The organism is Allonocardiopsis opalescens, from assembly GCF_003002095.1.
GTDB lineage: Bacteria > Actinomycetota > Actinomycetes > Streptosporangiales > Streptosporangiaceae > Allonocardiopsis > Allonocardiopsis opalescens.
Map to the genome: position 1 here is coordinate 267,307 of NZ_PVZC01000007.1, position 19,210 is coordinate 286,516.

Sequence of the window (19,210 nt, forward strand, 5' to 3'; positions counted from 1 at the left end):
GCGGGCGGGCTCACGGCGTCCGGGGCGCCGTCTCACCCGGGGCAGGTCGGGCCGCCTCGTCCGTACCGGCGGACGGCGCGGCCGCGGGCGGCGCCGGGCGGATCCGGGCCGCGACGGCCAGCGCGAGCACGGTGACCGCGGCCATGGCCAGGAAGGCGTCGGAGAAGGCGGCCGCCTCCTGCCCGGTGTGCAGCGGGTTGAGGGCGCCGCCGCCGTGCTGCCGGGCGGTCACCAGCGCGCCGAACAGGGCGGGGCCGGCTCCCGCGCCGAGGAACTGGGCGCCCTGCAGGATGCCCATGCCCACACCGACCTCGCCGGGCGGCAGGGCGCCCGACGCGGCGGTGATGAGCGGGGCCAGCACGAGGATGAAGCCGACGCTGATCCCCAGGATCCCCACCCCGGCCGGGACCACCGACGCGCCTCCGGCGAAGGCCGACAGGAACAGGGCGGACGCTCCGATGGCGGCGAGGCCGGCGACGACAAGCGGCCGGACGCCGGCGCGGTCGGCGAGCCGGCCGATCAGCGGCGAGACGAGGGCGACGGCGAGCCCGGCCGGGACCATGACCAGGGCGCCGGCCCCCGGGCTGAGCCCGTTCACGTCGACCACCAGCAGCGGCACCAGGACCAGGCCGCCGAGGTTGACGACCATGGCCAGCAGCACGATGACGACCGCGGCCCTGAAGACCCGGTTGGCGAAGAGCGCGGGCGGCACGAAGGGGTGCGCGGCGTGCATGGTGCGCCATCCGAAGAGCGCGAGCGCCGCGGCGGCCGCGGCGAGGCTGCCCCAGGACGGGGCGGCGCCCAGGCCGGCCGTCTGCGTCTGGGTGATGCCGAACAGCAGCAGGCCGGCGCCGAGGCCCAGCAGGGCGCCGCCGAGGAGGTCGAAGCGGGCCGCGCCCGCCGGGGTCTCGCCGGGCAGCACGCGCAGCGCCGCCGGCAGCAGGACCAGCGCGGCCACCAGCATCAGCCAGAACAGCGCGGGCCAGCCGAAGAACTGGCCGACCCCGCCGCCGATGGCCGGCCCGGCGGCGGTGCCGATGCCCGAGGCCGCCGAGATGACGCCGAAGGCCGCCCCCCGCCGGTCCGCCGGCACCAGCCGGGTGACGGCGACGACCGACAGCACGGGGATGGCCGCCGCGCCCACCCCCGTCACGATCCGTCCGAGCACCAGCACGAGCAGGTCGGGGGCGAGCGCGCAGACCAGGCTGCCCGCGGCGTAGGTGAGCAGGGCGAAGGCGAACAGGCGCCGCAGGCTCACCCGGTCGGAGATCCGGCCGTAGACGGGGATGCCGACCGCGAACACCAGCAGGAAGCCGGTGACCACCCAGGCCAGCTCCGCCTCGGAGGAGCCGAACTGTGTTCCGATCGACGGGAGCACGAGGTTGACCATGTCGCTGGCGACGACCGTGACCAGCACGGCCGGCATGAGCACGGCCAGCAGGGCCGCCTGCGAGCCGGTGCGCCCGGCCGCGGTCGATGGGGGTGTCATTCGGAGTGTCCTCCACGCGGCATTTACTGCCACCGTTGTAGTTACAGTTAGGGCGGAAAGAACGGCGGAGGTCTCCCTCCGCCGGGTTCCGGCTAGCGGCTCCGGGAGGCGAGTTCGCGCTCCCGGTCGAGCACCTGCCGGTGCAGGTCGGCGATGGTCGTCCGGCCCAGCCGCTCCTCCATGGCCTGCTCGGCGTCCCGGAACTCCGCTTCGAGCAGCACCTGCATGTGCCGCCCGACCAGGCACGCCTCGCTGGGCGGATGGGGGTGCCGCGACAGCACCGGCCCCGCCTCGACGGCGGCGTAGGCGTCGTAGAGCGTGATCTCCCGCGCGGGACGGGCGAGCGACCAGCCGCCGCCGCGCCCCTCGGTCGACCGGACCAGCCCCGCGTCGCGCAGGCCGCCGAGGACGCGCCGCACCAGGACCGGATTGCTGGCCAGGCTCTCCGCGATCTCCGCCGAGGTCAGCTGGAAGCCGTCCGAGCGCGCCAGCATCGTCAGCCCGTGGATGGCGACCGCGCTCCTGCTGCTGAGACTCACCGCACTCCCTCCGCTCGCACCGCCACTGGAACCGCAACAACGGTAGTTGCAGTTCAGGCGCCCGTCAATCCCGCCGCCCGGAGCGGCCCGGGATGGGCGCCGGCGCCCCGAGCGGACCGGTGACGGCGAACGGCAGCACCATGTCCCTCCTTTGACCTGGACACTTCCGCTCGATGCCGGCGGTGCGTCGGCGATACTGTGCGCGTGGAGTACGTGTCCAGAGTGCCGCGACCGCCGCTGGACGGGCTGATCGACGACCTCTACTACCTGGAGGGTGCGCCGCCGTACGCCCGGCTGACGCTGCCGCCGGCGCCATCGGCGCTGCTCATCGTCAACCTCGGGGCGCCGTTCCGGATCCGCGCCGGCGCCGAGACCGCCGAGTACGCCGACGGCTGCGTGGCCACCATGCCCACCCGGGCGTGGGACTTCGGCTATCCGCCCTGGACCCGGTCGGTCGGCGCGCACGCCAAGCCGTGGGGGCTGGCGCCGTTCCTGCCGATGCCCGCGGCCGAGCTGAGTGACCGGCCGGTGACGGTGGAGCAGGTCTGGGGCCGGTCCGCCACCGCCGAGCTGCGGGACCGGCTGGCCGCGGCGGCCGGACCGCGCGAGATGCTGACGCTGCTCGAACAGGAGTTGACGCGGCGGCTGCGCGAGACCCCCGGCCTGGGGCTGGTCCGCCATACCAGCGGCGTCATCGCGGCGCGCAACGGGGCGGTTCCGGTCGGTGAGCTCAGCGAGGCGGCCGGTGTCAGCGGCACTCATCTGGCGCAGCGGTTCAAGGAGCTCATCGGCGTCACGCCGAAGCGGCTGGCCCGCACCCGCCGCTTCGCCGCCGCCATGCTCGCGATCGACCCGGCCGGACCGATCGACTGGGGCGAACTGGCCGGTGGCGCGGGCTACTTCGACCAGGCCCACTTCGGCCACGAGTTCCGGGCGTTCACCGGGCTCACCCCGACCCGGTACCTCGAAGTCCGGCGGCGCTTCCTGCGCGAACATCCCGGCCACGCGCTGGAGGGCTGGCCGCTGCCCGCCGATTGATTTCTTACAAGAGCGGCGGCTCACGAAACGCTACTTTGGGGCGACCCAAAGCAGAGGAGGGCCCCGTGGGCAAGGTGGTCATGTACAGCTCGGTGTCCGCGGACGGCTTCATCGCGGACGACAATGACCGGCCCGGACCGCTGTTCGACTGGTTGACCAGCGGTGACGTCCCCCTGGACGACAGCGGCCAGCTGAAGGTGTCCCAGACCTCCTACGACCACACCCGGCCGTACTGGGACCGGATCGGGGCGACGATCGCCGGCCGCCACGTCTTCGACATGACGGACGGCTGGGACGGGACGCCGCCGAGCGGGATCGACCACGTCGTCGTGGTGACCCACCGGGGCAGGCCCGAGGGCTGGCACCCCGAGGCGCCGTTCCACTTCGTCGACGGCGTCGAGGCGGCCGTGGCCAAGGCGCAGGAGCTCGCGGGTGACCGCATCGTCGAGGTCGCCGCCGGCGACGTCGGCGGCCAGGTGCTCGCCGCGGGCCTGGTCGACGAGGTGCGCATGGACGTCGTCCCCGTCGTGTTCGGGTCCGGCAAGCGCTACTTCGGTTCGGTCCGCGCGCAGCACCTGCTGGAGGATCCCGACGTGGTGATCCAGGGCGACCGGGTGCTGCACCTGTGCTACCGGGTGCGCCGCTGACCGGTCTGAGCGGATGTGCGAAGAAGTCACCGCGAACGGCGACACGGGATCGGGCCTCCGGCTGGGTCTGCGCATCGCCCTTCCTGGCCGGTCAGTACTCCGGTGCGACTTCGCAATCTTGTCGGGAACCCAGGTCGGGAACGGGTACGGCCACCGCGTGGTCATCGGGGTTGCGCGGGCTCCTTCTGCCTGACCAGGGCGGTAAGGCGATCACAGGACGAGCAGGAGCTTGCCGCCGGGTCGGCGGGACTGGCTGAGCTTGGCCGCTTCCCGGATCTGGTCGAGCGTGTAGGTGCGGGCGACCGATACGGCCAGGACGCCTTCGCCGGCCAGCCGGGCGAACTCGCCCAACTGGTCGTAGCGGATCTCGGTGGTGATCCGGGCCCCCAGTTCGGCCGCGGCGGCGAAGTCCGAGACGGTGAGGACGCGGTCGGGATCACCGGTCAGCTCGATCAGGGTCGGCAGTGAGCCGCCGGCCGGGCTGGGCTGGTCGGCGCGGTCGATCCGTCCGCCGGTCGGGGCCGTGTCCAGGGCGCGGTCGACGCGGCCTCCGGCCAGTGCGGCAACGCGTTCGGCCATACCGTCGCCGTAGCCGGTCACCTGGGCGCCGATCTCTTCCAGGGCGGCGGCCCGGGTCGGCCCGGCGGTGGCGATCACCCGAATACCCCGGTGCAGCGCGAAGCGCACCGCCGCCTCACCCACTGTGGTGCCTGCGCCGTGGACGAGCAGCAGCTCACCCGGCTGGACGCCGAGGTCGTCGAGCGCGCGCCACGCCGTCTCGGCCGCCACCGGCAGCGCGGCGGCCTGCTCGGCGGTGACACCCTCGGGGATGCGCGCCCAGGCCGCCATCAGCGCAAACTCTGCGGCGCCGGCCGTCGGGCCGTCGAAGGTGGCCGGGCCGAACACGGGGTCGCCGATCTCGATGCCGGTGACGCCCTCGCCGAGTGCGTCGACGGTGCCCGCGATCTCGAGGCCGAGCCCGCGCGGCAGCGACGGCAGCTGGTCGGCGAGGAGTCCGTCGACGAGCGCCCAGTCAGCCGGGTTCAGGCCGCACGCCCGCACGGCGATCCGGATCTGTCCGGGGCCCGGCTCCGGCTTCGGGACGTCGCGGAGCACGATCACGTCCGGGGAACCGGATCGGTCGAACTGCAGAGCCTTCAAGATGATCTCCTGCGTGATGACAGCATCTGTTGTCATTGACTCTAGCACCGTGATGACAGCGTCTGCTGTCATATCCTGGCGGGCATGCCACGATGGGAATCCGACGCGCAAGGCCGGCTCGAGCGCGCGGCGCTCGAGCTGTTCGAGACGCAGGGGTACGAGCGCACCTCAGTCGCGCAGATCGCGCGCACCGCCGGTCTGACCGAGCGCTCCTTCTACCGCTACTTCCCCGACAAGCGGGAGGTCCTCTTCGCCGACAACGAGCTAGAGGCTCACCTCGTCGCCCAGGTCGAGGCGGCCGACCGAAGCCTCAGGCCGATCGAGGCGCTGCTGACCGCGCTAGGGACCGCGGACGCGATCTTCCGCCCGCGCGATTTTCTGCTGCGCCGCACCAAGGTGATCGCCGCCAACCCGGCACTGGCCGAGCGCGATCTGATCAAGCTCGCCGACATCGCCGACGCGCTGGCGCGGGCGCTCGAGCGCCGCGGCGTCGAGCCCGGCAAGGCACGCTTCATCGTCGACGTGGCGATCGCGATCTCCCGGCGCGCCACGTCCCGCTGGCTGACCGAGCCCGACGCGACGCTTTCCGAGCTCGTCGCCCAGGCCGCCGCCGAGCTGTGCGAAGTGGTCGCGCCGCCGGCTCCGTCGGTCCGCTGAGTCCGCCGCAAAGAGGAGCAGCGCCCACCGGGCCGGCCGCGCCCCCTCCAGCGGGATCGGCTGGGCTCCCTCATGGGTCCGCGGGGAGGCCGCCAAGACCCTGGCCAGGCTGGAGCGCTGAGCTCCGGGTACCCCGGGCGGCCGGGACCGTCCCGGATCCGCCTATCGTTGGATCGTGGCCACCTCTCCCCCAATGGACCCGCCCTCGGCGACCCCCGCCGTCCTCCAGGCGCCGCTGCGCGAGCAGTTCGACGCCTTCCTCGACGAGTACCGCGCCGCGCTGCACCGCTGCCTGGACGGGCTGACCGAGGAGCAGGCGCGGCGGTCGCTGGTCGCGTCGAAGACGACGCTGCTGGGGCTGGTCAAGCACGTCACCTTCGTGGAGCAGGTCTGGTTCGACGAGGCGATCACCTGCCGGTCCCGCGCCGAGATCGGCATCCCCGGCACGCCCGACGAGAGCTTCGACCTGGACGACGGCGACACCGTCGCCTCCGTCCAGGAGGAGTACCGGCGCGTGTGCGCGGCCTCGCGCGGGGCCGCGGCCGCCTTGGCACTCGACGACGTGGTGCACGGCAACCGGCGGGGGCCGCTGCCGATGCGCTGGATCTACCTGCACATGCTGCGCGAACTCGCCCAGCACTGCGGCCACGCCGAGATCCTGCGCGAGCAGATCCTCGGCGGCGCCCCGCGGCGCGACTAGCCGGTGTGCGCCGGGTGCCGCGAGGTGGCGTGAGCGTCGGAGTTCCGCCAAGGCGTGGCCGCACCGCCGCGCGTACGGGGCCGCCCCTCGTCGCCCCATCGCTTGAAGGCCCGTCATCGAGCCGGGGACGCCTCACGGCCCCGGCCATGAGGGGAAACCGCAGACAGGAGTGAGCCCATGACGTCCAAGCCGCCGGTCACCCTTGATGACGTGCGCGACGCGGCCGCCCGGATCGAGGGCGTGGCGCACCGCACCCCCGTGCTGCGCTCGCGCACCCTGGACCGGCTGGTGGGCGCGCAGGTGTTCCTGAAGTGCGAGAACTTCCAGCGGGTGGGGGCCTTCAAGTTCCGCGGCGCCTACAACGCGGCCGCGCGGCTGCCGCGCGAGCGGCTGGCGGCGGGCGTCGCGGCCTGGTCCTCGGGCAACCACGCCCAGGCCGTCGCCCTGGCGGCGCGGGAGCTGGGCACCAAGGCGGTGATCCTGATGCCCGAGGACGCACCCGGCTCCAAGGTGGCGGCGACCACCGGCTACGGCGCCGAGGTCGTCACCTACGACCGCTACAGCGGTGACCGCACCGCCATCGGCGAGGCCCTGGCCGCCGAGCGCGGCCTGGCCCTCATCCCGCCCTACGAGCACCCCCACGTCATCGCCGGCCAGGGCACCGCCGCCCTGGAACTGCTGGCGGAGACCGGGGAACTCGACATGCTGGTGGCCCCGGTCGGCGGCGGCGGCCTGATGGCCGGCTGCGCCATCACCGCCACCGCCCTGCACCCGGGCATCCGCATGGTCGGCGTCGAACCCGAGGCCGGAGACGACACCGCCCGCTCGCTCACAGCAGGCCACCGCGTCACCATCGACGTCCCCCGCACCATCGCCGACGGCCAGGCCGTCCCCACCCCGGGCGAGCTGACCTTCTCCGTCAACCAGCGCCTGGTCGACACCATCGCCCTGGTCACCGACGACGAACTGCGCCACGCGATGCGCTTCGCCTTCGAACGGCTGAAACTCGTCATAGAGCCGAGCGGCGCCAGCGGCCTGGCCGCTCTACTGTCCGGACGCGTCGAGAACGTGCCGCCGCGCATCGGCGTGATCATCTCGGGCGGCAACATCGACACCGGACGCTTCGCGGAGCTGTGCGGGTGAGGGACGGGCGGCGGGCGGGCTTTTGGACCCGTCCTCCTCGCGCGCTCCGATGATGCCGGCGGCATCCGGATCGCGCAGCACGCCCACCACGCTCGACAACTCGATCCACCGGGCCGACGGCGAACTGCCCGTCAACGCCTATGCCGACCCGGTCTTCCGCCACAGGCGCCGGGTCGACGACGGTATGTTCGACGTGCGCTGGATCGGCCCCGGCGAGCTGGCCGACCTCCCCGTCCACCACACCCAGCGGCTGCGCCTGCACCATGCCGCCATCTCTGGGGACGGTCCTTACCTCGGCTGACGGACCCGCGCAGCCGAGTTCGACTCGGCTACCGAGCCGCGCATCGGCGTGATCCCGGGCGGCAGCATCGACGCACACCGGTTGCCGAACTGCGCGGCTGGAGGAACAGCCCTGGTCTGTGGTGAATGTGTGCGCCTTCGGGACCTGCTGTGGGACTCGGGCCGGCTTCGCCCGGTCAGGCGGTCGCCCTCTTGGCGGACCAGCGCGTAGTGAAGAGCGGCACGCGCTGCTTCTCGCCCTGGGCTGCGGTGCTCGTAGCACCAGAGCCAGACACCGGAGTAGTCGGTGTAGCCGCTGGTAGTGGCGTTCTGCGGCTGGGGTGGCTACGTCGCTCCCACCCGGCAACGGATGTCGGTCTCGTTCGGCACCGGCATCGATGAGGCGTACCGGATGTCGATTGACGTCGACACCACGGAGAGACATTGGGTTGTACTTATATAAGTGAGTCCTGGTAGAATGCGGTCTCGTGCACGCGTTCGATGTGCTCGGCGACCCGGTGCGCCGGCGCATTCTGGAGCTGCTCGCCGAGGGCGAGCAGACCTCTGGCGCGGTCACGGACGTGGTCCGGGTCGAGTTCGCACTGTCGCAACCGGCCGTCTCCCAGCATCTGCGCGTTCTGCGTGAGAACGGGTTCGCGTCGGTCCGGGCTGAGGGGGCTCGCCGGTTCTACGCCGTCGAGGCCGGGCCGCTGCGCGAGGTCGACGCGTGGTTGGACCGATTTCGCAGGTCCTGGGACCAGCGACTCGACGCACTGGAGACTGAGCTGGCCCGGGGCAGGCGTGCCGCCCGGCGGCCCGCCGACGCCGGGCCCGGCCGGCCGCCCAGGCCCGGCGAAGAAGCGTAGGCACGAGCGATTCCCTAGCGGACGGAGCATGACGATGAAGGATGTACTCGACGAACTGGCCGCCGCCCGCCGGAAGATGGGCACGGCGACCCTGCCCGCCGGTGAGGCCTACACCATGGAGCTGAGGCGTCGCTACGACGCGCACCTCGACGACGTGTGGGACGCCATCACCAGCCCCGAGCGGCTGAGCCGCTGGATGAAGCCGGTCACCGGCGACCTGCGCCTCGGCGGGACATTCGAGCTGGACGGCGGCGAGCACGGCGAGATCCTCCGTTGCGAGCCGCCGCGCCTGCTGCGGGTGTCCTGGATGTTCGGGCCCGGGGCCGACGAGTGGCCAGGCACGAGCGAGGTCGAGGTGCGCCTGTCTCCTGGCCCGGCCGGGGACACCGAGTTCGAGCTGGTCCACGCCGCGGCCGTCGGAGAGCCCATGTTTCCCACCTACGGCCCTGGTGCCGGCGGCGTCGGCTGGGACCTGCACCTCCTCACCCTCGCCAAGTTCCTGGGCGACGGCGAGGCTCTCGACCACGAGGAGTTCCGGGCATCGCCCGCCGGACAAGAGTTCAGCCGGCGCAGCGCCGCCGCCTGGGGCGAGGCCCATCTGGCCGGCGGCGGCGAACCGGACCACGTCGCGGCCGCGGTCGAGGCCACTACCGCGTTCTACCTGGCCACTGGGGACGCGCGATGAAGTACACCACCTCGATCGAGATCGCGCTGCCGCGCGACAAGGTGCTCCAGCTGATCGCCGACCCCGCGCAGATGCCGAAGTGGCTGCGGGGCCTGGTGCTGCACGAGCCGGTGAACGGGGCACACGGCCAGATCGGCACCACCTCGCGCGTTGTGTTGCAGATGGGCAAGCAGCGGATGGAGGCCACCGAGACCATCACGCGCCTGGAGCCCGCGGACCTGCATGCAGTGCCCGGCTCGGTCGTCGTGCACTACGAACGCGAGATCGCCGCCGAGGGCATGTGGCAGGCCCAGCGCGACCGGCTGTTCGAAGCCGGTCCGGACAAGACGCTGTGGGAGAGCGAGAGCGAGTTCCGGTTCGACGGTTTGCTGATGCGGCTGGTGGCGCTGCTGATGCCCGGCTCCTTCCGCAAGCAGTCGCGACAGCACATGCAGGACTTCAAGGCATTCGCCGAACACGGGACGGACGTCCGCCACGGGACGAACTGATCTTCGGCGGTCGCGTTGCCCGGACGGACGAGGTCGGGGTGGGTGTACGGAAGAACGGAGGTTTCGAGTTCTCCGACGCGCGTGTCCTCGTGCATCGACGAGGGCAGATGTGCGGCGCTTCGCTCCGACCGATCAACGCTCTTTCAGCTTCGGCAGGATGAGGGAGTTGTAGGTCGGCGCATTCTCCCAGCCCGGATCCAGGGTGCCGACGGTCACCCAGCCCCATTTCCAGTAAGCGCGTTCGGCTGCGACATTTCTGGGCCTGACGAGCAGAGTTGCCCGCTCTTCGGGGCGTCCAGCTAGAAATTCATCATGCAATACTCGGGCGATTCCTTGTCGCTTCCAAGTCTCGCGAACCAGTATTTCACTGATCGCCACCGTGCGCGAACCGGTTTCGGTGGTGAGATCACGAGCTTCTTGTCCGCTTCGACGTGGTGTCGGCCGAGGGCGGGAAGGACGGTCCCCGCCCGATCTGGTCGGGGACCGACTTCATACGCGGGTGCTACAGGGCGTCGTTCCGCACGGCACGCAGGAACGCCGACCATTCCGCCCGGTCGAAGGTGATGTGGCCGGCCTCTCGCCTCTTGGTGTCGCGGACGTCGGCGCGGTCGGCGTGCTCGCGGATCTCGACGCAGTTCGAGGCGCCGTTGCTGTAGCTGGACTTGTGCCACTGGTTGTCGTTCATGGGTGGCCTCTCGTCAGGTGAGTCAGTGTGGCGGCACCTCCAGATGTTCCCCGCTGCCATGTCAGAGAATCGGGCAACTCTCGGTCATGATGAAATCCCCGGCCGAAGCCAGGGGCGCGGGCGTATCCATCAGAGGACGCGAGTCAGGCTCGTCAAACCCGTCATAGATCGCACTTGCCCGCTTTGAAGTCCGTGACGAAGGCTTGCCAGCTCTTCATCGGGGTGAGGACGGTCGGCGCGGACGACGGATCTGGTACGCGGTTTTCTGTCTGACCTTGCGGAACAGCTCCGCCCCTACTGCTCGTCGCTGGCCGTGGAAGGGTGGTTGAAGCGGTCGAGTGTTCCTTGGTCCGTCGATGAACTCTGGAAGACCAGTTCCCATGGCCCGGTGTTCACTTCGAACTCTTTTCCGAAGCCGATCCATTTTCCCTGCATCCGGCGGCCGGTAGGGTCGGCGAGCAGTTGGATCGCACCGTGGTAGAGGGCGCCCTGGTAGTAGCCTTCGCGTTCGGTCTGCTCGGTCCAGGTTCCGGTCGCGACCTTGCCACTCACGGTGAGGTCCATTGTCATGGGTGAGGCGGAGGACTCGGGGAGGCTTCGCACGGTCAGGCGGTCGCCCTCTTGGCGGACCAGCGCGTAGTGGAGACCGGTATGCGCTGTTCCTCGTCCTGAGCTGTAGTACTCGTAACGCGAGAGCCAGACGCCGGAATAGTCGGTGTGGCCGCTGGTGGTGGCGTTCTGAGCGGCTGGGGAGGCGTTCTCTGTGGGGCCTGCGGTCGGTGTGGACTCCATGGTGCTTCCTGCGCTACCGGTGTCAGTGTGCGGTCTTGACGTGTTCGATGAACCGCGCCCACTCGGCAGCCGGGATCGCCAGGTGTCCCTGGTCCCGGTTCTTCGTGTCCCGGACCAGGACGGTCGGTCCTTCAGCCACTTCGACGCAGCTGCCACCAGAGCCGCTGTAAATGGACTTGTGCCACTGGATGTCGTTCATGGGCGGCCTCTCGTCAGGCGAGTCGGTGTGGCGGCACCTCCAAATGTTCCCGCTGCCAGCTCGGAGAACCCCACGGCCTACAGCAGGTGCGACCCCGGCCGAGGCCGGGGGTCGGTGTGGGGCGGGCGCTGTTCACAGACTGCGCCTGCTGGTAGTTGTCCGGCCGGCCTTGACGCCGCAGGTTTGCGCCACGACCATATTTGGCAAGCAAAGATTCGCAAATCCATGAAGACGGCGGCCATGCGACTGAGGTTCCTCGGGAAAGAATCGAACGTGGGCGAGTCACCCACCCTCTACGCCAGTGACCAGGGCACCTACATCGTGCAGGGGTACCGGGTTGGCACAGACCTGCTGGAGTCGCTGCGAGTACCCACTGGTCAGACCTGCGTGGAGATCTACACACGGCTGCTCACTCACCTGGAGAAGGACGGCCTGGTCGGAGGCGTGCGGATGGAACCGCCGATCGTCCGTGAGTCCGGTGATAGGTGCATCGTCCAGGGCGCCGTGGTGTCGGACGGCGACACCAGGTCGCAGATGCGAATCCCCGACCACGAAGACTGCGTTGAGATCCCGCGCGACCAGTTCGCGGCTCTCGTCCGGGAGCGCACCAGGTGAACCTGGTCAGCAGTGAGCAGCGCGATGCTCTCATCGACAGAGTCGAGTTGGACGCCTTCCGGCTGGAGTTGCGCGACACCTACCAGGTGTCGTTGGAAGACGGCCCGTATGCGGATTGGCTGGCGGGGCGGCCTGATGACCATGCGTGGATGGAACCGTGGCTGGCGCGGATCCGGCGGATCAGGGGGCGAGGTGCCCGGGTGCGCCGGGTTCGTGTGGTCACCGAGCCGTGGACCGACTACATCCGTTGGGAGCATGAGACGACTCCGGTCAATCTGGCCGCCGGTGAGGACATCCGGTGGCTGCCACGCCATACGGTTCCGGCCGGTGTCGTCTGGCCGTGCGGCGGCCGTGACTGGTGGCTGCTCGACGGTCGGATGGTGGCGGTCAGCCACGTCGACGGCGACGGCAGGATCGCCGGGGTAGAGGTGGTACGCCATAGACCTGTCGTCGCCGAGTGCGTGCGCCTTCGAGACCTGCTGTGGGACTCTGCAATCCCGCACGACGACTACTCCCTGCGCTGAACCATGTCTAGTACGAGCGCTCATCAAGCACGCGAGAAGTTCGGCGCCCGGTTGCGGGAGATCCGCAAGGGCGCTGGACTCACCGGTCAGGCCCTGGCCCGACACACCGGGTGGCACCTGTCCAAGATCAGTCGCATCGAGCACGGCAAGCAGAACATCACCGAGGACGACGTCCGTATCTGGTGCCAGTACTGCGATGCGCAGGAGCAGATGCCGGACCTGATCGCGACGGTACGGCACCTTGACGCGATGTGGATGGAGTGGCGCCGTTCCCTCCAGACCGGAACCCACCGCCGCCAGTACAGGTCCATCGCCTTGTACGACAGCACGACCCACTTCCGGGTGTGGGAACCCTTCCTCATCTGGGGAACGCTTCAGACCGCCGAGTACGCAGGCGTGGTGCTGAGCAATGCTGTCCGGTTCTACGAGCTGCCCGACGACGTCGATGAAGGGGTGGCCGCCCGGATGGAGCGGCAGCAGTACTTGTACCGGGGGCACCGTCGCTTCAGTGCGTTGATCAGCGAACGCGCGCTGTACACCAACATCGGCGGTTCTGACGTGATGGTCGGCCAGCTCGACCGGCTGCTCGCCGTGATGAGCCTGCCTCGACTCAGTCTCGGCATCGTGCCAGCAGCGGCGCCCCATCGGCTCACGGTCGAACACGGATTCGTCATGTTCGACGACCGGATGGTCATGGCCGAGACGCTGTCGGCGGAGATGACCATCACCCAGCCCCGAGAGATCGCCCTGTACGCACGTGCCCATGCCATCTACGCGGAGATGGCCGTCTACGGCGGAGCCGCCAAACAACTCATCTCACAGGCACTTGCCGACTGGACTTCGCGCAAACATTAGCAAACTCCTTGAGTGGCTTCCTCAGACCGCCATACCTTCGGGTCATGGCGAGCACCAACTGGCACCTCGTCTGAGCAAGCCGAATATAAAAGGGTCGTCCCGCGATGGTGCGTCCGTACCTGCTCGCTCATGAGCGTGCGCAGCTGGCCGCGGCGGTGTCCCGGTGATCGCGGCGGAGTCGGCCGTCCTGGCGCCGGTACCGGCGGCCGTGGAATCGGTGTGCGAATTCCCGGGCGACCCCGAGTCGGTGGGTCTGGTTCGGGCCTGGGTGCAGCGGGAGCTGGTCGCGGAGCGGGCGGGATTGTCGGCGGTGCCGGTGGATGTGGTGCATCTCGGCGTCCTGCTGGTGGCGGAACTGGCCGCGAATGCCGTCCAGCACAGTGACAGTTTCCGCACCGGCGGGATGTTCGCGGTGCATGTGGAGCGTGAGCGCAGCCGGGTGCGGGTGGCGGTGAAGGACGAAGGGCCCGCAGACGGGTACCTGCCCAAGGTCGTGCATGTCGACCGCGCACGGCTACCACTTCGATTCCTCAGGGACCACGGTCTACTTCGAGTTGGACTGGGAGGGCTGCGACCCCGACCACTTCCCCGTGCACCGGCCCAACTGACCGCCACCGGCACCATCCGCCCGGTATCCCTGACCGGCGCCGTCTGACCGGTCCTTGACCGGTCTCTCGATGATCCGCCGCTGCCGTCACGCATGGCGCGGCCCCGTAATCGTCCCGGTCGCGGGGGTCGAGCGGCCGCCCGCCCCCTGTCCTGCCCCAGAACGGGGGCGGCGCGGCCCGAGGGGGAGGCTCCCCCGCGACCGGGACCACCACACCCACGATCCGTCCACTTCCGGCATGCCCACCCATGCCCGAGTCCCTGAGGAAACCCGTATGCCCGTTCCCGACTTGGTGCCGCTGGGAGAGGCCGCTCGCCTGACCGGACGCACGCCGCAGGCGATCAAGGAGATGGCCGAGGCCGGTGAGGTCTTCGCCGTGCACGTCAGCGGCCACTACTACTTCGACCCCGACCGCCTGCCCGAGCGACCTGCCTTGCCCGAAGAGCTCCAGGGCGAGCTGCCCGAGCTGATGACCGCCCAAGAAGTGGCGCACCTGTTCCGCGTCCACCCCAAGACCGTCTCCAGCTGGGCCCGCCAAGGCAAGCTCACCTACATCCGCACCCTCGGCGGACACCGCCGCTACACCGCCGACGACGTCCACCACCTCCTCAACCAACAACACCACACCGAGGAAGAAGGCCGATCATGATCCAAGAACCCCGCCCCCTGCACGCCGTCCACCCCCACGGAGCACTCGCCACCACCCTCCAGCACCTCACCCTCACCCTCGCCATCCCCCGACTAACCGACGACCCCGCCGGCTGACGCCCTGACCAGCCCAACCGCCCGACCGCGCCATGGTCCGGCCAAGACTCGGCCAAGGCGCCGCGCGGCCGCCGGTTCGGGGGGCGCGTCGCGGCGCACGCTTGGCGAGGCGCCGGCCGCACGCGGGCGGCGCGCTCCCGTACCCGTCCGTCCGAAGGGACACCGTATGAACCGCTGCGCCGCGGCCCTCGCTCTGCTCGCCGCCTGCGCGCTGGCCGCGCTCACCGCCGCCCCGGCCGCCGCCGGGGAACTGGTCGACATCACCGCCTCGCACCTCATCTGCGGCATGCTGGGCGGCGACTCGACCCTCAACGGCTGCGTCGCCGAATGAACGGTGCCGCGGGCGGCAGCCACCGGGCCGCCCGCGGCACCGTTCGGCCGCCGCACCGTGGGGTGCGGCGGCCGGGGGCGGGACGGCAACCGGGTGCCGCTCCGCACCCACCGGCTCACACCGTGACGACGACCTTCCCGGAGGCGTGCCCCTGCTCCAGGTAGCCGACGGCGGCGGGGATCTTGTCGAAGGGGTAGGTGCGGTCGATCACCGGGGTGACCTCGCCGGACTCGATGAGCCCGGTCAGGGTCTCCAGCATGGCCTTCTTGTCGGTGCGGCTGAGCACATTGGTCAGGGCGGCGCGCTGGGACAGCAGCGGGGCGAGCGCGAGGCCGGCCATGACGTGGCCCATCGGCTGCACCCAGCGGCCGGGCGGCCCGCCGACGACGACGTAGCCGCCCTTCGGGGCGAGCGCCCGGCGGCAGGCGGGCATGGAGCGGCTGCCCGCGATGTCCACCACCAGGTCGTGGTGCCGGCCGGTGCGGGTGAAGTCGGCGACGGTGTAGTCCACGACATCGTCGGCGCCGATCGACTTGACCATCGTGACGTTGCGGGGGCCGCACACGCCGGTGACGCTCGCGCCGAGCGCCCGGGCGATCTGGACGGCGAAGGTGCCCACCCCGCCCGAGGCGCCGTTGACCAGCACCCGGTGCCCGGACCGGACGCCGCCGTCGTCGCGCACGGCGACCAGGGCGGTGTTGGCGGCCAGCGGCACCGCCGCCGCCTGCTCGAAGGACAGGTTCCGCGGCTTGCGGGCCAGCAGCTCCGCCCGGACGCACGCGTACTCGGCGAAGCCGCCCCCCTCCACCATCGCGAAGACCTCGTCGCCGGGGGCGAACTCCGTCACCTTCGCGCCGGCCTCCGCCACCGTCCCCGCCAGGTCGGCGCCCAGGACGGGGATCTTGGGCCGCCGCAGCCCCAGCTCGCCCAGGACGCGGGCGACGCGCGGCTCGCCGCGCATGTTGTGCCAGTCGTAGGGGTTCACGGAGGTGGCGTGCACCCGCACCAGGACCTCGTCGTCGCCGGGGACCGGCCTGGGGACGTCCTCGAGTCGCAGGGAGTCGGGTGAGCCATAGGAACGCTGTACATACGCCTTCATCGGGGTCTCCTCATGTCTGGTGCGGAGAGGTGGTGCGGCCGGGACGGCCACCGGATGATCAGTTCGGCCACCGCGAGGTTGATGACCCAGGCCGCCGCCATCAGCAGCGCCTTGCCGGTCTCGCCGGGCGGGCCCACGAGCAGGAGCCACGGGATCGGCGTGAACGCCTGGGTGCCGGCGCCCAGGCCGATCGCGTAGCCGCGGATCATCCAGGCCCGGTGCCGGGCGAAGTCGCGCCGCCGGACCGCGGCGAGGCCGAGGACGATGAACAGGGCCATGGCCGAGCCGAACAGCAGCCGGAAGGCCGCCAGCAGCTCGCCGTCGATGGCGGGAAAGCTGTAGGTCAGCGTCATCCACAGCCCGGTGAGCGCCGCGGCGAGCCCGCACGGCACCAGCAGCCGCCCGGCCGCGCGGTGCCATCCGGGCCGGCGGCGCCGGATGGCGGGGACGAACTGGAAGGCGCCCAGGACGCAGTAGACGGTGGCGCTGACGGCGTGCACCACCACGGGCAGCGGCGCGGTGACGAAGCGCGCGTTCTCCGGGGTCAGTTCTCCGCCGGCCAGGTCGGTCAGCCGGAGGACGCCGCCGGCCGCCGGCACGGCGCTGAGCAGGAGCAGCCCGGCGGGTATCAGCCAGTCCGCCGGGGTGGTGCGGCCGCGCCGCCCGGCCCGGCCGGGTGGCCGCCGGCCCGCCGACGTTCTCTCTTCGGTCATGCTCCGAGCATGCTCGCCGGAGCGGCGCGGCCCATCGGTGGAAAGGCGCGACCCGGAGCGGACCTTAGGCCGACGGCCGGCTCGTACTTTCGGCCGGTGCCGCCGCCCGGCGGGTGCCGTCAGTCGCGGACGCGCCCCGTCTCGTAGGCCCACATGGCGATCTCGACCCGGTTGCGGGCGCCCAGCTTGGCCATCAGGTTGGCGATGTGGGCCTTGACGGTGCTCAGCGAGATGTGCAGGTCGCGGGCGATCTCGCTGTTGGTCCTCCCCCGCGCCACGGTCCGCAGCACCTGCTCCTCGCGCTCGGTGAGCGCTTCGACGGGCCGGGCCGGCGGCGCGGCGGGCCAAGCGGCGGCGAAGGCGCCGAGCAGCCGCGCGGTGACGCTGGGGGCGATGAGCGCGTCGCCGGTGGCCGCGGCGTGCACCGCCTGGGAGAGCAGCGCGGGACCCGCGTCCTTGAGCAGGAAGCCCCGGGCACCGGCCCGCAGGGCGGCGTAGACGTAGTCGTCCAGGTCGAAGGTGGTGATGACGACGACGGCCAGCGGGTCGGCCACGCCCGGCCCCGCCAGGGCGCGGGTGGCCGCTATGCCGTCCAGGACGGGCATCCGGATGTCGAACAGGCACACGTCCGGGCGCAGCCGCCGGGCGAGTTCGACGGCCCGCCGCCCGTCGGCCGCCTGGCCGACGACCTCGATATCGGGCTGCGCGTCCAGGATCATCGCCAGGCCGGTGCGGGCGATCTCCTGGTCGTCGGCGACGACCACCCGAATGCTCACGCCGCCGTCCCGTTCCTGGGCAGCACGGCGGTCACGGTCCAGCCCCGGTCGGGGCCGGGCCCGGCCTCGCAGCTGCCACCGAGCAGCCCCGCGCGCTCCATCATGCCGATGATCCCGTAGCCCGGCGCGGCGGCCGGGCGGGCGGTGCCGGTCTCGCCGTCGTCGCTGACGCTCAGCCGCACGGAGCTGTCGTCGGCGGCCACCCGGACCTGGATCCGGGTGGCGTGCCTGGCGTGCCGCCGCGCGTTGGTGACCGCCTCCTGGGCGACGCGGTAGACGGCCGCCCCGACCGGCGGCGGCAGCCCGTCGAGGTCGCCGGAGACCTCCACGTCGACGGCAGGGCCGGCGCCGGCGCGGCTCGCGAGCCGCTGGAGGTCGGCGAGGCCCCGGCCGGGCTCCAGCTCGGCCGGCTCGTCCTTGCGCAGCACCCGCACCAGCGCGCGCATCTCGGTGAGGGTGCGCGACGCCTCGGCCTCGATCACCCGCAGCGCCTCGACGGCGGCCTCGGGCCGCGCGGGGGCGGTGGCGATGCCCGCCTGGGCGCGGATCGCCATCGCCGACACGTGGTGGGCGACGGTGTCGTGCAGGTCGCGGGCCAGCCGCTCGCGTTCGAGCAGCCGCACCCGCTCGAACTCGCGCGTCCTCGCCCGCGAGCGGTACCGGAAGGCCAGTCCGAGGGCGAGGGTCGCGAAGACCACGACGAAGCCGCCGACCGCGTCGGCGACGACGAGGTGCCCGAGCAGCACCGAGGAGCCGACCCCGGCCAGCATCAGCGCCAGCCCTGCCGCGACCTCGCGCCCCGAGCCCCACCGGAACAGCGCGTAGGGCACCAGCAGGAAGCACGCGAGCGTGTACGCCTCCAGGGAGCCGCCGGTCAGCAGCGAGAACAGGGTGGTGGCGGTGAAGCAGATCCCGAGCACGGCCAGCGGCCTGCTCCGCCGCCACGGCAGCACGGCGACCAGCCCGACCACGATCGCCACCGTCACGAACCGCCATGGCAGCTCGGGCCGCAGCACGCCTTCCAGCACCGCGAGCGGCGCGAACACGCCTACCAGCGCCCAGTCGCGCCATCCGGGGGGCGGTGGGTGGGCGGGCCGGGGCTCATCCCACACGGACCGCAGCAGCGCGAGCACCCCACCATGGTAGGGAGAAAGACCCGGTCGCGGATCGGCCCAAAGTACGACGGACCGCCCGGCCGGCGCCGCGGCAGGGCGCCCTCCGGCACCGCCGCGCTCCGTCCGGAGGCCCGCGCCCGGCGCGACGGGCGCCGGCACACTCGCCCTCACCGGTTCGGCGAACAATTCGACGCACATTTCCGACCATTTCCGATTCACGAGCGAGCTACTCACGAAATGATTGATCAAACCGCCGACCAGGCGGTTTGACACGTCCGGCGATCGGAGAAAACTGCCGTGCGCACATTTTCACCGGAACGGATGCGGCTACGGCGGGCGGAACGACACGGCGCCGGGACCCGGAATCCGTCCGAACCATTGAGCACCGCGGACACGTACCGGCGGCCGCCCCGCCCCGGCCCGTGTCCGCCGGACGCGGAGG

General features: G+C 71.4%; 26 protein-coding genes. 15 read left to right on the plus strand and 11 right to left on the minus strand.

Annotation, left to right across the window (positions count from 1 at the left end; genetic code table 11):
* Window positions 1–10 precede the first annotated feature (10 nt).
* Window positions 11–1,489 carry an MFS transporter gene (locus tag CLV72_RS22850; protein ID WP_106250031.1) on the minus strand — a complete coding sequence of 493 codons (1,479 nt, stop codon included), beginning with the start codon at window positions 1,487–1,489 and terminating at the stop codon, window positions 11–13.
* Window positions 1,490–1,581: 92 nt separating this feature from the next.
* Window positions 1,582–2,028 (minus strand): Rrf2 family transcriptional regulator, encoded by a 447-nt coding sequence (locus CLV72_RS22855; protein ID WP_106250033.1) that lies wholly within the window; start codon window positions 2,026–2,028, stop codon window positions 1,582–1,584.
* Between the two features lie 204 nt (window positions 2,029–2,232).
* On the opposite strand from CLV72_RS22855, the gene CLV72_RS22860 reads away from it, so the two are divergent.
* The gene (locus tag CLV72_RS22860; RefSeq protein WP_211303048.1) at window positions 2,233–3,066 is read left to right on the plus strand and encodes a helix-turn-helix domain-containing protein; all 834 of its coding nucleotides are present in this window, start codon (window positions 2,233–2,235) and stop codon (window positions 3,064–3,066) included.
* A 65-nt stretch (window positions 3,067–3,131) separates the two neighbouring features.
* The gene (locus tag CLV72_RS22865) at window positions 3,132–3,713 is read left to right on the plus strand and encodes a dihydrofolate reductase family protein (RefSeq protein ID WP_106250039.1); all 582 of its coding nucleotides are present in this window, start codon (window positions 3,132–3,134) and stop codon (window positions 3,711–3,713) included.
* Between the two features lie 210 nt (window positions 3,714–3,923).
* Here the strand turns inward: CLV72_RS22865 and CLV72_RS22870 are convergent, their stop codons facing one another.
* Window positions 3,924–4,874, minus strand: coding sequence for an NADP-dependent oxidoreductase (locus tag CLV72_RS22870; protein ID WP_106250041.1), 951 nt, complete (start codon window positions 4,872–4,874; stop codon window positions 3,924–3,926).
* An 84-nt stretch (window positions 4,875–4,958) separates the two neighbouring features.
* On the opposite strand from CLV72_RS22870, the gene CLV72_RS22875 reads away from it, so the two are divergent.
* The 7 genes from CLV72_RS22875 to CLV72_RS22905 all read left to right on the plus strand — a co-directional run bounded on the left by CLV72_RS22875 (window position 4,959) and on the right by CLV72_RS22905 (window position 9,692).
* The gene (locus tag CLV72_RS22875; protein ID WP_106250044.1) at window positions 4,959–5,531 is read left to right on the plus strand and encodes a TetR/AcrR family transcriptional regulator; all 573 of its coding nucleotides are present in this window, start codon (window positions 4,959–4,961) and stop codon (window positions 5,529–5,531) included.
* Between the two features lie 175 nt (window positions 5,532–5,706).
* Window positions 5,707–6,231, plus strand: coding sequence for a DinB family protein (locus CLV72_RS22880; protein WP_245930386.1), 525 nt, complete (start codon window positions 5,707–5,709; stop codon window positions 6,229–6,231).
* 177 nt (window positions 6,232–6,408) lie between these two features.
* Window positions 6,409–7,374 (plus strand): threo-3-hydroxy-L-aspartate ammonia-lyase, encoded by a 966-nt coding sequence (locus CLV72_RS22885; protein WP_106250050.1) that lies wholly within the window; start codon window positions 6,409–6,411, stop codon window positions 7,372–7,374.
* Window positions 7,375–7,426: 52 nt separating this feature from the next.
* Window positions 7,427–7,675 carry a hypothetical protein gene (locus CLV72_RS22890; protein WP_146159533.1) on the plus strand — a complete coding sequence of 83 codons (249 nt, stop codon included), beginning with the start codon at window positions 7,427–7,429 and terminating at the stop codon, window positions 7,673–7,675.
* Window positions 7,676–8,141: 466 nt separating this feature from the next.
* Window positions 8,142–8,519, plus strand: coding sequence for an ArsR/SmtB family transcription factor (locus tag CLV72_RS22895; RefSeq protein WP_106250055.1), 378 nt, complete (start codon window positions 8,142–8,144; stop codon window positions 8,517–8,519).
* A gap of 28 nt (window positions 8,520–8,547) precedes the next feature.
* The gene (locus tag CLV72_RS22900) at window positions 8,548–9,204 is read left to right on the plus strand and encodes an SRPBCC domain-containing protein (RefSeq protein ID WP_106250058.1); all 657 of its coding nucleotides are present in this window, start codon (window positions 8,548–8,550) and stop codon (window positions 9,202–9,204) included.
* On the plus strand, window positions 9,201–9,692 hold the full coding sequence (locus CLV72_RS22905) for an SRPBCC family protein (RefSeq protein WP_106250061.1): 492 nt from the start codon (window positions 9,201–9,203) through the stop codon (window positions 9,690–9,692). Before CLV72_RS22900 ends, CLV72_RS22905 begins: the two co-directional genes overlap by 4 nt.
* Window positions 9,693–9,824: 132 nt before the next feature.
* On the opposite strand, the gene CLV72_RS31860 is transcribed toward CLV72_RS22905, so the two are convergent.
* The 4 genes from CLV72_RS31860 to CLV72_RS22920 form a co-directional block, all read right to left on the minus strand.
* On the minus strand, window positions 9,825–10,070 hold the full coding sequence (locus CLV72_RS31860) for an N-acetyltransferase (protein WP_146159534.1): 246 nt from the start codon (window positions 10,068–10,070) through the stop codon (window positions 9,825–9,827).
* Window positions 10,071–10,194: 124 nt separating this feature from the next.
* Window positions 10,195–10,377 (minus strand): DUF397 domain-containing protein, encoded by a 183-nt coding sequence (locus tag CLV72_RS22910; protein ID WP_106250064.1) that lies wholly within the window; start codon window positions 10,375–10,377, stop codon window positions 10,195–10,197.
* A gap of 294 nt (window positions 10,378–10,671) precedes the next feature.
* Complete coding sequence (locus CLV72_RS22915; RefSeq protein ID WP_211303049.1) at window positions 10,672–11,169, minus strand: hypothetical protein; 498 nt, start codon at window positions 11,167–11,169, stop codon at window positions 10,672–10,674.
* Between the two features lie 22 nt (window positions 11,170–11,191).
* A complete protein-coding gene (locus CLV72_RS22920) occupies window positions 11,192–11,368 on the minus strand; it encodes a DUF397 domain-containing protein (protein ID WP_106250066.1) in 177 nt (58 codons plus the stop codon).
* Between the two features lie 225 nt (window positions 11,369–11,593).
* Here CLV72_RS22920 and CLV72_RS22925 point away from each other — a divergent pair, with 225 nt between their 5' ends.
* The 6 genes from CLV72_RS22925 (at window position 11,594) to CLV72_RS32350 (ending at window position 15,065) form a co-directional block, all read left to right on the plus strand.
* Window positions 11,594–11,983 (plus strand): hypothetical protein, encoded by a 390-nt coding sequence (locus tag CLV72_RS22925; protein ID WP_211303050.1) that lies wholly within the window; start codon window positions 11,594–11,596, stop codon window positions 11,981–11,983.
* Window positions 11,980–12,507, plus strand: a complete 528-nt coding sequence (locus CLV72_RS22930) for a DUF6879 family protein (RefSeq protein ID WP_106250070.1) — start codon at window positions 11,980–11,982, stop codon at window positions 12,505–12,507. Before CLV72_RS22925 ends, CLV72_RS22930 begins: the two co-directional genes overlap by 4 nt.
* A gap of 3 nt (window positions 12,508–12,510) precedes the next feature.
* Window positions 12,511–13,362, plus strand: coding sequence for a helix-turn-helix domain-containing protein (locus CLV72_RS22935; protein WP_106250072.1), 852 nt, complete (start codon window positions 12,511–12,513; stop codon window positions 13,360–13,362).
* A 163-nt stretch (window positions 13,363–13,525) separates the two neighbouring features.
* Window positions 13,526–14,017, plus strand: a complete 492-nt coding sequence (locus CLV72_RS22940; RefSeq protein WP_106250074.1) for an ATP-binding protein — start codon at window positions 13,526–13,528, stop codon at window positions 14,015–14,017.
* Window positions 14,018–14,243: 226 nt separating this feature from the next.
* On the plus strand, window positions 14,244–14,618 hold the full coding sequence (locus CLV72_RS33990) for a BldC family transcriptional regulator (protein ID WP_425428106.1): 375 nt from the start codon (window positions 14,244–14,246) through the stop codon (window positions 14,616–14,618).
* 282 nt (window positions 14,619–14,900) lie between these two features.
* The gene (locus CLV72_RS32350; RefSeq protein ID WP_170141081.1) at window positions 14,901–15,065 is read left to right on the plus strand and encodes a hypothetical protein; all 165 of its coding nucleotides are present in this window, start codon (window positions 14,901–14,903) and stop codon (window positions 15,063–15,065) included.
* A gap of 115 nt (window positions 15,066–15,180) precedes the next feature.
* Here CLV72_RS32350 and CLV72_RS22950 read toward each other — a convergent pair whose 3' ends face one another.
* The 4 genes from CLV72_RS22950 to CLV72_RS22965 all read right to left on the minus strand — a co-directional run bounded on the left by CLV72_RS22950 (window position 15,181) and on the right by CLV72_RS22965 (window position 18,786).
* Complete coding sequence (locus tag CLV72_RS22950) at window positions 15,181–16,164, minus strand: NAD(P)-dependent alcohol dehydrogenase (RefSeq protein WP_106250076.1); 984 nt, start codon at window positions 16,162–16,164, stop codon at window positions 15,181–15,183.
* Window positions 16,161–16,877, minus strand: a complete 717-nt coding sequence (locus tag CLV72_RS22955; protein WP_106250078.1) for a DUF2306 domain-containing protein — start codon at window positions 16,875–16,877, stop codon at window positions 16,161–16,163. The genes CLV72_RS22950 and CLV72_RS22955 overlap by 4 nt, the downstream gene beginning before the upstream one ends.
* A 119-nt stretch (window positions 16,878–16,996) precedes the next feature.
* Window positions 16,997–17,653 carry a response regulator gene (locus CLV72_RS22960; RefSeq protein WP_106250080.1) on the minus strand — a complete coding sequence of 219 codons (657 nt, stop codon included), beginning with the start codon at window positions 17,651–17,653 and terminating at the stop codon, window positions 16,997–16,999.
* Entirely contained in the window at window positions 17,650–18,786 is a 1,137-nt protein-coding gene (locus tag CLV72_RS22965) for a sensor histidine kinase (protein WP_106250082.1), read from the minus strand. Before CLV72_RS22965 ends, CLV72_RS22960 begins: the two co-directional genes overlap by 4 nt.
* Window positions 18,787–19,210: the final 424 nt, after the last annotated feature.